This is a genomic window from Citrobacter sp. RHBSTW-00017 (genome assembly GCF_013797615.1).
Lineage (GTDB): Bacteria > Pseudomonadota > Gammaproteobacteria > Enterobacterales > Enterobacteriaceae > Citrobacter > Citrobacter braakii.
In genome coordinates this window covers 2,567,525-2,579,465 of record NZ_CP056899.1, presented here as the reverse complement: position 1 = coordinate 2,579,465, position 11,941 = coordinate 2,567,525, and the positions used below count along the sequence as shown (strand labels likewise).

General features: G+C 53.7%; 9 protein-coding genes. 5 read left to right on the top strand and 4 right to left on the bottom strand.

What is annotated here, in order from left to right; all coding sequences use genetic code 11:
• The first annotated feature begins 15 nt into the window (after window positions 1-15).
• Together HV037_RS12440 and HV037_RS12435 are read left to right on the top strand one after the other, a co-directional pair.
• Window positions 16-1,410, top strand: coding sequence for a GntP family permease (locus HV037_RS12440; RefSeq protein WP_196615732.1), 1,395 nt, complete (start codon window positions 16-18; stop codon window positions 1,408-1,410).
• 11 nt (window positions 1,411-1,421) lie between these two features.
• Window positions 1,422-2,192 carry a 3-hydroxybutyrate dehydrogenase gene (locus HV037_RS12435; RefSeq protein ID WP_019076791.1) on the top strand — a complete coding sequence of 257 codons (771 nt, stop codon included), beginning with the start codon at window positions 1,422-1,424 and terminating at the stop codon, window positions 2,190-2,192.
• 47 nt (window positions 2,193-2,239) lie between these two features.
• Here HV037_RS12435 and HV037_RS12430 read toward each other — a convergent pair whose 3' ends face one another.
• Window positions 2,240-2,671 (bottom strand): OsmC family protein, encoded by a 432-nt coding sequence (locus HV037_RS12430; RefSeq protein WP_019076792.1) that lies wholly within the window; start codon window positions 2,669-2,671, stop codon window positions 2,240-2,242.
• A 227-nt stretch (window positions 2,672-2,898) separates the two neighbouring features.
• Between HV037_RS12430 and sra the strand changes: the two genes are divergently transcribed.
• From sra to HV037_RS12415, 3 genes are all read left to right on the top strand, one after another.
• On the top strand, window positions 2,899-3,039 hold the full coding sequence (gene sra / locus HV037_RS12425) for a stationary-phase-induced ribosome-associated protein (RefSeq protein WP_006684530.1): 141 nt from the start codon (window positions 2,899-2,901) through the stop codon (window positions 3,037-3,039).
• 179 nt (window positions 3,040-3,218) lie between these two features.
• Complete coding sequence (maeA, locus tag HV037_RS12420; RefSeq protein ID WP_016153104.1) at window positions 3,219-4,916, top strand: malate dehydrogenase; 1,698 nt, start codon at window positions 3,219-3,221, stop codon at window positions 4,914-4,916.
• A 309-nt stretch (window positions 4,917-5,225) separates the two neighbouring features.
• Window positions 5,226-6,941, top strand: coding sequence for an ABC-F family ATP-binding cassette domain-containing protein (locus tag HV037_RS12415; RefSeq protein ID WP_080858778.1), 1,716 nt, complete (start codon window positions 5,226-5,228; stop codon window positions 6,939-6,941).
• A gap of 140 nt (window positions 6,942-7,081) precedes the next feature.
• Here HV037_RS12415 and fdnI read toward each other — a convergent pair whose 3' ends face one another.
• From fdnI to fdnG, 3 genes are read right to left on the bottom strand one after another with little or no spacing between them, the layout of a single operon-like run.
• A complete protein-coding gene (fdnI, locus tag HV037_RS12410; protein ID WP_016153106.1) occupies window positions 7,082-7,738 on the bottom strand; it encodes a formate dehydrogenase-N subunit gamma in 657 nt (218 codons plus the stop codon).
• Complete coding sequence (gene fdnH, locus HV037_RS12405; RefSeq protein WP_016156544.1) at window positions 7,731-8,615, bottom strand: formate dehydrogenase N subunit beta; 885 nt, start codon at window positions 8,613-8,615, stop codon at window positions 7,731-7,733. The genes fdnI and fdnH overlap by 8 nt, the downstream gene beginning before the upstream one ends.
• A gap of 13 nt (window positions 8,616-8,628) precedes the next feature.
• Entirely contained in the window at window positions 8,629-11,676 is a 3,048-nt protein-coding gene (gene fdnG / locus HV037_RS12400) for a formate dehydrogenase-N subunit alpha (RefSeq protein WP_103857603.1), read from the bottom strand.
• Window positions 11,677-11,941: the final 265 nt, after the last annotated feature.

Below are 11,941 nucleotides of genomic sequence, written 5' to 3'. Positions count from 1 at the left end.
TGATATTGAGGAGTCATGATGAGTGTATTAATCGCCCTGGCAGCGTTGGGCCTGCTGATGCTGGCAGCCTATCGCGGATATAGCGTCATCCTGTTTGCCCCCATCGCGGCATTAGGTGCTGTATTGCTCACCGAACCCAGCGCCGTCGGCCCTGCCTTCACCGGCCTGTTTATGGAAAAAATGGTCGGTTTTGTGAAGCTTTACTTCCCGGTGTTCTTACTGGGCGCTGTGTTTGGCAAGTTAATCGAGTTATCGGGTTTTTCTCGCTCCATCGTTGCCGCCGCCATCAACATTCTCGGGCGTCGTCACGCCATCCCTGTGATTGTGCTGGTGTGTGCACTGTTGACCTACGGCGGCGTATCGTTGTTCGTGGTGGCATTTGCGGTGTATCCGTTTGCGGCGGAGCTGTTCCGTCAGAGTAATATTCCGAAGCGCCTGATCCCAGCCACCGTTGCGCTGGGCGCGTTTTCCTTCACCATGGACGCTCTGCCAGGCACGCCGCAGATCCAGAACATTATTCCGACCAGCTTCTTTGGAACTAATGCCTGGGCCGCGCCCTGGCTGGGTTTGATCGGCTCTCTGTTTATCATCGTTGTCGGTCTGGTTTATCTCGAGCGCCAGCGTCGTAAAGCGCAGGCAAAGAATGAAGGGTACGGCACTGAACTGTTAAACGAGCCGGAAACGCCGGATAACATTAACCTGCCGAACCCGATAATTGCTATCTCTCCGCTGATCCTGGTTGGCGTTTTTAACCTACTATTTACCCACTGGATCCCGCAATGGTATGGCGCTACGCATCAACTGGAACTTCCGGGCCTTGCCAAACCGATTACCACCGAAGTCGGTAAAATCACCGCTATCTGGGCGGTAGAAGCGGCGCTGATTTCTGGGATCCTGCTGGTGGTGCTCTTCGGCTATCGCAACATTAAAGGTCGCCTGGCGGAAGGGAGCCGAACGGCGGTTGGCGGTGCGATCCTCGCGGCCATGAACACCGCATCAGAATACGGTTTTGGCGCAGTGATCGCCGCCCTGCCAGGTTTCCTCGTGCTGTCAAAAGCGCTGGCGGCCATTCCCGACCCGCTGCTCAATGAGGCTATCAGCATCACTACGCTTGCCGGGATCACCGGTTCAGCGTCTGGCGGGATGAGTATTGCCCTCGCCGCCATGTCTGACACTTTTATTGCCGCCGCCCATGCCGCCAATATTCCCCTCGAGGTCTTCCACCGCGTGGCGTCAATGGCCAGTGGTGGTATGGATACCCTGCCACATAACGGTGCGGTCATTACCCTGCTGGCCATAACCGGTCTTAGCCATCGTCAGGCGTACGGCGGGATATTCGCCATTACCGTAATTAAAAGTCTGGCCGTGCTGTTTGTTATCGGCGTCTTCTACACCACCGGAATTGTTTAAGGAGAATCATCATGAACTTAACGGGAAAAACCGCTCTGGTTACCGGCTCTACCAGCGGTATTGGATTAGGCATCGCACAGGTGCTGGCGCAAGCGGGCGCTACCCTGATCCTTAACGGATTTGGTGATGTGGAAGCCGCCAAAGATGCCATTGCGCAGTATGGCAAAACGCCGGGCTATCATGGCGCGGACCTGAGCGATGAAGCGCAAATTGCCGACATGATGCGCTATGCCGATAGCGAATTTGGCGGTGTGGATATTCTGGTCAACAATGCCGGGATCCAGCATGTTTCACCGGTGGAGACCTTCCCGGTTGATAAATGGAACGCGATTATCGCCATTAACCTCTCTTCTGTCTTTCACACCACGCGCCTGGCGCTCCCCGGCATGCGTACGCGTAACTGGGGACGCATCATCAATATCGCTTCTGTTCATGGCCTGGTGGCCTCAAAAGAGAAATCCGCCTATGTGGCGGCGAAGCACGGCGTGGTGGGGTTAACCAAAACCATTGCGCTGGAAACCGCGCAGACGGGTATTACCTGTAATGCGCTGTGCCCCGGTTGGGTGCTTACGCCGTTGGTCCAGCAGCAAATCGATAAACGTATTGCCGAAGGCGCTGAGCCTGACGCCGCGCGTGACGCCCTGCTGGCGGAAAAACAGCCGTCGCGCGAATTCGTCACGCCGCAACAGTTGGGTGAGCTTGCGCTATTTTTGTGCTCAGACGGGGCGTCGCAGGTGCATGGTGTGGCGTGGAATATGGATGGCGGCTGGGTGGCGCAATAAAGATATCTGGTGCCGGATAAGACCCCGTCGCATCCGGCACACCTTCTTTACGATTTTAACTGATAATCCAGCGTGATTTCCGCGTTCAGTACCTGTGATACCGGGCAGCCGGCTTTTGCTTTCTGGATGATGCCGTCAAACGTGGCGGCATCTATCCCCGGGACGCTCACCTGACTGTGGAGCGCGACTTTGGTGATAGCAAATCCGGCATCCACTTTATCCAGAGAAACATCGGCAGTGGTATCAATGGCATCTGGGGTAAAACCCGCTTCGCCCAGCATGAGCGAAAGCGCCATTGAGAAGCAGGCTGCATGCGCCGCGCCAATCAACTCTTCAGGATTGGTGCCTTTCGCCCCTTCAAATCGGGTGTTAAACCCATAGGGTTGCTGATTCAACACCCCACTTTCGGTCGATACGGTACCTTTACCGCGCTTAATGTCGCCTTCCCAGTGTGCCTGACCTTTCTTATGGATAGTCATTACCGCTCTCCTGTGTTGTCGTTGGAGTTACAAGTATAGGACGGCTGAGAAAAAGCATGGCACATACGGGATAGTTCTCATTTGCCGCTTAAGCATTGACCTTTCAGCTGAAATGACCGACCATCCAGAAAGCCGCTATTTTCAACATCGGCTTTCTATCAGGTTGTATTTCGTCCGTTCTCATACGGACTCGCCCTTGAAACCAGTAACAGGATTAAGGAGTTAGAATGAAATCGAACCGTCAGGCCCGTCATATTCTCGGACTGGACCACAAAATCTCAAATCAACGTAAAGTCGTGACCGAAGGTGACAAAACCAACGTGGTCAATAATCCTACCGGAAGAAAGCGCCGCGCTGACGGCAAATAGCCTTTCGCACGTCTGACTGAATAACGAGATAAACACCATTGCAACCGCAGTGGTGTTTTTGCTTATAAAACCCCTTAACCCATTCACAATGCTTTATACTTCGGCCGTTTCCCTGGCTGACAGGCCACATACGATCATAAAGAGTGCCAGGGACGGTTATTCAAAAAAGAGTGAGTGACATGGAAAACGAAACTAAAAAACTGCGTTCCCTTTACATCCCCTACGCTGGCCCGGTTCTGCTTGAATTCCCTTTACTGAATAAAGGGAGTGCTTTCAGTGCGGAAGAACGCCGTAACTTCAACCTGCTGGGGTTACTGCCGGAAGTGGTCGAGACGATTGAAGAACAGGCTGAACGCGCCTGGATCCAATATCAGGGATTCAAAACCGAAATCGATAAACATATTTACCTGCGCAACATCCAGGACACCAACGAAACCCTGTTTTACCGCCTGGTGCATAATCACCTTGATGAGATGATGCCGGTTATCTATACCCCAACGGTCGGCGCGGCTTGTGAGCGTTTCTCCGAGATTTATCGTCGCGCGCGCGGCGTGTTTATTTCTTATCAGAACCGCCACAATATGGACGATATCCTGCAAAACGTTCCTAACCACAATATCAAGGTCATCGTTGTCACCGATGGGGAACGTATTTTGGGTCTTGGCGATCAGGGGATCGGCGGGATGGGTATTCCAATCGGTAAACTGTCGCTGTATACCGCGTGTGGTGGGATCAGCCCGGCCTACACCCTGCCGGTGGTACTGGACGTCGGAACCAACAACCAGCAACTGCTCAACGATCCGCTGTATATGGGCTGGCGTAATCCGCGTATCACCGATGATGAATACTACGAATTTGTCGATGAATTCATCCAGGCCGTGAAGCATCGCTGGCCGGACGTGCTGTTGCAGTTTGAAGACTTCGCACAGAAAAACGCCATGCCGCTGTTGACCCGCTATCGCGATGAAATTTGCTCGTTTAACGACGATATTCAGGGTACCGCTGCGGTAACCGTTGGCACGCTGATTGCGGCCAGCCGTGCGGCCGGTAGCCAGTTAAGCGAACAGAACATTGTCTTCCTCGGGGCAGGTTCCGCCGGTTGCGGAATTGCCGAGCAGATCATCGCGCAAATCCAGCGTGAAGGTTTAAGCGAAGAAGCGGCGCGTCAACGCGTGTTTATGGTCGATCGCTTCGGCCTGTTAACCGATAAGATGCCGAACCTGCTCTCTTTCCAGACCAAACTGGTGCAAAAACGCGAAAATCTGCAGCACTGGGATACGCAAGAAGATGTGCTGTCGTTACTCGATGTGGTACGCAACGTTAAGCCGGACATCCTGATTGGTGTTTCCGGACAGACCGGCCTGTTTACCGAAGAGATCATTCGCGAAATGCATAAGCATTGCCCGCGTCCGATCGTCATGCCGCTGTCTAACCCGACTTCCCGCGTAGAAGCCACGCCACAGGATATTATCGCCTGGACCGAGGGTAACGCGCTGGTTGCGACCGGTAGCCCGTTCGCACCGGTACTGTGGAAAGAGAAAATCTATCCCATTGCCCAATGTAACAACGCCTATATCTTCCCGGGTATTGGTCTGGGGGTAATTGCTTCTGGCGCATCGCGTATCACCGATGAAATGCTGATGTCGGCCAGTGAAACGCTGGCGCAGTATTCACCGCTGGTGCTTAACGGCGAAGGACTGGTGTTACCTGAGCTGAAAGATATTCAGACCGTTTCCCGCGCCATCGCGTTTGCCGTCGGTAAAATGGCCCAGCAGCAAGGCGTGGCGGTGAAAACCTCCGCCGAAGCGCTGCAACAGGCGATTGACGATAATTTCTGGCAGGCAGAATACCGCGACTACCGTCGTACCTCTATCTGACGGTTTGCCCGGCGGCACTCTGCTGCCGGGCGCTCAGAACTTGCGCGACTGCGTGACTTACGATTACACTTTCGCTACCGATTAACATTCTGAAAAACAAAAGGAGGATACTTATGCTGTACTGTGAACGTTTTATCGTTTCACATGCTTTTGGCGATCGCCAGTGCTCAAGCGTTATCGGTATCGTGCTGCGATAACTTCTGCTTGAGCGAAGCTAACTTCTAAATCCCCTTCTCTCGGGCTTACCGGGTTATCGTCAGCGATGTTTGACGAGGCGTTTTTACGCCTGTAACTCTTGAGTAAGCAACAATGAGCACATTACTAACCGCACAATCCTTACACGTTGATACGGCATTCGGCACGCTATTCGACGATCTTTCCTTTACCCTGAAAAAAGGCGACCGCATCGGGCTTATCGGTTACAACGGCTGCGGCAAAAGCACGCTGTTAAAACTGCTCGATGGCACAATTTCGCCGACCAGTGGGGTTATCGCGCAGGCAAATCACTGCCATCTCGCCCGTGTAGAACAACATCTGCCTGACGAAATATTGCCGCTCACGCTGCAGGAAGCCGTTCTGGCTCAACTGCCCGAGCATGAACGCGCAGGTCAGCAGTGGCGAGTTGAAGCACTGCTCGCCGAAATGGGGTTCACGCCGGAGAATTTATCTCTGACAGCACACACGCTGAGCGGCGGCCAACACACGCGTCTGTTATTGGCGCGGGCGCTGATGCGAAACCCTGACCTGCTGCTGCTGGATGAGCCGGGTAACCACCTGGACTTGCCAACATTACTGTGGCTGGAACAGTTCTTACAAAACTGGTCTGGCAGTTTTGTGGTGGTGTCCCACGACCCGCAGCTGTTAGACGCGGTGACTCACGGAACCTGGATCCTGCGCGATCGAACTCTTCATGCCTTCGATCTGCCCTGTAGCGCGGCGCGTCAGGCTCTGGCAGAAAGAGACATCAGCGATGCTCTGCGCCATAAGGCTGAGCAAAAGGAGATAGACCGGGTGACCGCCAGCGCCAAACGGCTGGCTACCTGGGGGCGGGTCTACGACAACGAAGATCTTTCCCGCAAGGCCAAGCAGATGGAAAAGCAGGTACAGCGCCTGAAAGAGGTACAGACTGAAGTGACGTCAGGAAGTCAGTGGACACTAACATTGCAGGGAGATGCCCTGCGTGCGGATCGTTTGCTGGAGATGACTAATCTGTCCGTGGCCCCTGCTCCCGACGCCGATACGCTGTTTTCCATTGCCGGTCTCCGGTTAAAAAGCGGCGATCGCGTGGCGATTGTCGGGCGCAACGGTTGCGGGAAATCATCGTTGTTAAGGCTTATCTGGCAACAGTTTCACTCACAACTGGCATCACCTTCACTGGTGTTGCACCCGCGCGTTACGTTGGGGTATTACGACCAGACGCTGCACCAACTCGCAGATAACGATTCGTTATTTGACGCGCTGGAGCCGTTTGCTCCGCAGCCCGATATCCGCAAAATGGCGCTGATTAGCGCGGGTTTTCCGTGGGTTCGTCACGCGCAGCGGATCAGTTCCCTAAGCGGCGGTGAGCGCTCCCGGCTGCTGTTTGTTGGGCTAACGCTTGCGCGCTACAGCCTGCTGATGCTCGATGAACCGACCAACCATCTGGATCTGGAAGGTAAAGAGGCGTTGGCAGAAACGCTGCAAAGCTATAACGGCGGCGTGTTGTTGGTCAGTCACGACCGTCAGCTTATCAGCCAAAGCTGTAACCGGTTTTGGTTGATCGACAAGGGTGAACTCAGTGAATGGCACGATCTGGACGCGGTCAATGCGCGTATTCGGGAAACATCCTCGGAGATAACCGTTCCCAAAACGGTGGTCGATGCAAGAGCCGAAATAAGCGGTGACAGCGATGGATTGCTGGAACAACTTCTTGAGCTGGAGCAGCGTCTGGCTGACGATCTTGCCCGCAAGCCGAAACATCAAAAGCCGCTGTTACAGGCGCAATGGCGTGAGGAGATTGAGCGCCTGAACTCACAACTGGAGTAAACCGTATTGCCGGATGGCAGGCCTACATCAGCAAAATGCGCGTGTAGGCCCGTCATCCGGCTTATCGAAATATGACGTTTTTTTGGGTAAAAAAATGGCGCTACAGGTGTAGCGCCATTACGATCAGGGCACGTCAGGAGTTAGTTAACCCCTTCCTCGCTCTCTTTTTTCGCTTCTTGTCGTTCAACTTCGCGATACCAGCGTGGGTGATGTTTCTTCGCCCAGCGACGGCTCACTTTCCCTTCGACCATGCCTTTAATCGATCCTTTCACCCAGAATGCCATATACATGTGGATGAGGATGGCGTGCATCAGGATAATCCCCGCAGCCGCATGGATAAGCAGGCTATAGCGCACGACCTGCATCGGGAAGAACTGCGCAAAGTACGGACGCCAGATAATGATGCCGGTGATCAGCAGCACGAAAATCATGCTCATGATCGACCAGAACATCATTTTCTGTCCGGCATTGTACTTACCCACGTCCGCCACTTTGTGTTCATTGCCTTTCAGCACTTCCACAATGTTTTTCAGCCACGGGATATCTTTTTTATCCGGGATGTTGTGGTGAACAAAGCGTACAAACATGAACATCAGCGCCACGAAGATCAGCAGTCCGAAGAACGGGTGCAAAATGCGCCCCATCTGCGGCGTACCGAAGGTCTGCGTCAGCCATTGCAGAGTCGGGAAGAAAAACGAAATCCCCGACAACGCCACCAGGAAGAAGCAGATCACCACCGTCCAGTGACAGGCGCGGTCGATAAACTTCGTGCGCACAATCATTTTCGACTTACTCATGATGATCCTCCTCGTCGTCGTCCACTTCCTTATTCGGACCGATACCAATGTAGTGGTAAATCAGTCCGGCGAAGGTGGCGATAAATCCGGCAGCGGCCAGCGGTTTCAGCGCCCCTTTCCACAGATTGATAGAGGTATCGATCTGCGGTTCTTTCGGCAGGCCGTGATACAGCTCCGGCTGGTTGGCATGATGCAGAACGTACATCACGTGCGTGCCACCCACACCTTCCGGGTTGTAAACACCGGCATGTTCATAACCACGTGCTTTCAGTTTTGCCACTCGCTGTTCGCCCATTTCCAGCATTTCCTGCTTGGTACCGAAATGGATTGCCCCGGTCGGACAGGTCTTCACGCAGGCAGGTTCCTGCCCGACGCTGACGCGGTCCACACACAGCGTACATTTATACACGCGGTTATCCTCTTTATTGAGGCGCGGAATATTAAATGGACACCCGGCAATACAGTAGCCGCAGCCAATGCAGTGCTCTGACTGAAAATCAACAATCCCGTTGGCGTACTGGATGATAGCCCCGGCAGACGGGCATGCCTTCAGACAGCCCGGATCTTCACAGTGCATACAGCCGTCTTTACGAATCAACCACTCGAGCTTGCCGTTCTGTTCGGTTTCGGTAAACCGCATCACCGTCCAGGACTTGGCGCTAAGATCGGCAGGGTTGTCATACACCCCGACGCAGTGGCCGACTTCATCGCGGATATCATTCCACTCTGAACATGCCACCTGACAGGCCTTACAGCCTATGCAGGTGGAAACGTCGATCAGCTTTGCGACCTCAGCTTTGTAATCACGGGCCTGAGGCGGCGGCGTGATGGCGTTTGTTGCGGACCGTTTGATGATGTCCTGCGTTTCCATAGACATATGTTCGCCTCCCTTACGCCTTCTCGATGTTAACTAAAAACGCTTTGTATTCCGGCGTTTGCGAGTTTGCATCACCGACATTCGGCGTCAGGGTGTTGGCGATATAGCCTTTACGCGCGACTCCTTCAAAGCCCCAGTGGATCGGGATCCCAACCGTTTCAACCTGCTGACCGTTGACGTGCAGAGTACGCAGACGACGGGTAACCACGGCAACTGCGCGAATAAATCCACGCTTGCTGCTGACTTTGACGTGATCGCCGTTGGAGATCCCCTTCGCTGCCGCCAGCGTTTCGCTGATTTCCACAAACTGCTCTGGCTGGGCAATCGCATTCAGCAATGCGTGCTTGGTCCAGGTATGGAAATGTTCGGTCAGACGATAGGTCGTTCCGACATACGGGAAGTCCTGTTTCGTGCCCATGCGTAACTTATCCGCTTCGTACAGACGCGCTGCCGGGTTGGAGATCACGTTCGGATGCAGCGGGTTCGTACCCAGCGGCGTTTCCATCGGCTCGTAGTGTTCCGGGAACGGACCTTCCGCCATCTTATCGATAGCGAACAGACGACCCAGCCCTTCCGGCTGCATAATAAACGGATTGGTGCCACTGCCCGGTGCTGCGGTGTTGAAGTCCGGGATATCGTTCCCCGTCCACTTCGTGCCATTCCACTGGATCAGCATGCGTTTTGGATCCCATGGTTTACCTTGCGGGTCCGCCGAAGCGCGGTTATACAACACGCGACGGTTTAACGGCCATGCCCAGGCCCAGCCCAGCGTATTACCGAGACCTGACGGGTCAGCGTTATCGCGATTGGCCATCTGGTTGCCCTGCTCGGTCCAGCTACCGGTATAAATCCAGCAGGACGATGACGTAGATCCATCATCGCGCAGAAGCGCAAAGCTGCTGAGTAACTGGCCTTTCTTCGCAACCAGCACACCGTTGGCATCATAGAGGTCTTCCAGCGCATAGCCGTTGTTCTCTTTTGCCACTTCCTCGGAGTGCGGTTCGTCCGGCTGCTTATAGTTCCAGCTCATTTTCAGCACGGGTTCTACGGCTTTACCGCCTTCAGTGCGATACATGTCGCGCAGACGGTGATAAATACCGGCCAGAATTTCGCCGTCGTTGCGGGCTTCACCCGGGGCATCCTGACCTTTCCAGTGCCACTGCAGCCAGCGACCGGAGTTGGCGATGGAGCCGTCCTCTTCCGCAAAGCAGGTGGATGGCAAACGGAAGACTTCGGTCTGAATAGAAGCCGGATCAACGTCGTTTGATTCACCGTGGTTCTGCCAGAACGTAGAGGTTTCGGTCACCAGCGGATCGATAACCACCAGATACTTCAGTTTGCTCAGGCACTGCACCACTTTGTTTTTGTCCGGGAAGGACGCGACCGGGTTAAAGCCCTGACAGATGTAGCCGGTGACTTTCCCGCTATCCATCATGTTGAAGTATTTGATGACGTCGTAGGACTGATCCCACTTCGGCAGCCACTCAAAGCCCCAGTCGTTTTCTTTCTGCGCCGCATTGCCGTAGAAAGATTTCATCAGGCTGACGAAGAATTTCGGGTAGTTGCCCCAGTAGTTCACCTGATCGGCCAACGTCGCTTTTGGCGTGTTAGCGGCCAGATAGGTTTGCAGATCGGCCTGTTTCTCTGACGGCAGCGTCAGGTAGCCTGGCAGACTGGTAGAGAGCAGCCCTAAGTCGGTTAAACCCTGAATGTTGGAGTGACCGCGTAAAGCGTTGACCCCGCCACCTGCCATCCCCATGTTGCCGAGCAGCAACTGGATCATCGCCATGGTACGGATGTTCTGCGCCCCGACGGTATGCTGTGTCCAGCCCAGCGCATACAGGAACGTGGTGGTGCGATCCGCTGCGCTGGTGGAAGCCAGCACTTCGCAAACTTTCAGGAAGTCTTCTTTTGGCGTACCGCAGATGTTTTCCACCACATCCGGCGTGTAGCGGGAAACGTGCTGTTTTAGCAGATTCCAGACACAGCGAGGATGGCTTAACGTTTCATCGCGTTTCGCGTAGCCGTTTTCATCGAACTGGTAGTTCCAGGACGATTTATCGTATTGGCGTTTTTTCGCGTCGTAACCGCTGAACAGACCGTCTTCAAAAGCAAAATCATCCCGCACCAGCAGGCCGGCGTTGGTGTAATGCTTAACGTATTCAGCGTTGATTTTGTTGTTTTCAATCAGATACAGCAAGACGCCGGACAAGAACGTAATGTCCGTGCCGGAACGAATTGGCGCGTAAATATCCGCTACCGAGGCTGTACGTGTAAAACGGGGGTCAACAACAATTAGCGTGGCATCATTGTTGTTTTTAGCTTCCATCGCCCAGCGGAATCCCACCGGATGTGCTTCAGCGGCGTTACCGCCCATCACCATCACGACGTTGGCGTTTTTAATATCAACCCAGTGGTTGGTCATCGCACCGCGACCAAATGTTGGAGCAAGACTTGCTACCGTTGGTCCGTGTCAGACGCGCGCCTGGTTGTCTACTGCCAGCATGCCGAGTGAGCGCACAAATTTTTGCGTCAGCATGCCGGTTTCATTACTTGCCGCAGATGCACACAGCATCCCGGTAGAAAGCCAGCGGTTTACCGTTACGCCCTGCTCATTCTTCTCAATAAAGTTGGCGTCGCGGTCAGTTTTCATCAGCTTCGCGATACGGGTGAAAGCCTCATCCCAGCTGATACGCTGCCATTTGTCGGAGCCTGGAGCGCGATATTCCGGGTAACGCAGACGGTTTTCACTGTGCACGTAATCCAGTAATCCTGCGCCCTTAGGGCATAATGCCCCACGGCTCACCGGATGATCCGGATCCCCTTCAATATGGTAAATCGACTCTTTGGCGTTTTTTGCTCCATCTCCCAGGCTATACATTAATAGCCCGCAACCTACGGAACAGTATGTGCAGGTGTTTCGGATCTCTTTGGCGCGCAACAGCTTATAGTTTCGCGCCTGAGCCAGTGCCATTTTGGGTGCAAAACCCAGAGCGGCTACTGTTGTTCCCGCCATACCGCCCGCGCAGATTTTAAAAAATTGTCTGCGGCTGACGTCCATTGCTTTCCTCTTTTTTGCAGGGATTCGTACAGGAAATCTCTCAAATTGCGCCAGCGCGGCATGATTGAAAGATGACATGTACAACTTCGCGACGAAACTATCAGCTATATCCATATTTTTTTTGCGTCAAATCAATAACGAAACGGTTCCGCTACTAAATAGTGCACTTCGCTTAACCTTTGTACCCATAAGGGAGTAGACAAAAGGGAATTAATTAGCGCGCTACGGTGTAAAGGTGCTATACATTTCAGCTTAATTTTTGCCA

Excerpts from the sequence above, each read along its gene's own strand:
- HV037_RS12440 (WP_196615732.1), top strand. The coding sequence starts at position 16 with ATGATGAGTGTATTAATCGCCCTGGCAGCGTTGGGCCTGCTGATGCTG.
- HV037_RS12435 (WP_019076791.1), top strand. The coding sequence starts at position 1,422 with ATGAACTTAACGGGAAAAACCGCTCTGGTTACCGGCTCTACCAGCGGT.
- HV037_RS12430 (WP_019076792.1), bottom strand. The coding sequence starts at position 2,671 with ATGACTATCCATAAGAAAGGTCAGGCACACTGGGAAGGCGACATTAAG.
- sra (WP_006684530.1), top strand. The coding sequence starts at position 2,899 with ATGAAATCGAACCGTCAGGCCCGTCATATTCTCGGACTGGACCACAAA.
- maeA (WP_016153104.1), top strand. The coding sequence starts at position 3,219 with ATGGAAAACGAAACTAAAAAACTGCGTTCCCTTTACATCCCCTACGCT.
- HV037_RS12415 (WP_080858778.1), top strand. The coding sequence starts at position 5,226 with ATGAGCACATTACTAACCGCACAATCCTTACACGTTGATACGGCATTC.
- fdnI (WP_016153106.1), bottom strand. The coding sequence starts at position 7,738 with ATGAGTAAGTCGAAAATGATTGTGCGCACGAAGTTTATCGACCGCGCC.
- fdnH (WP_016156544.1), bottom strand. The coding sequence starts at position 8,615 with ATGTCTATGGAAACGCAGGACATCATCAAACGGTCCGCAACAAACGCC.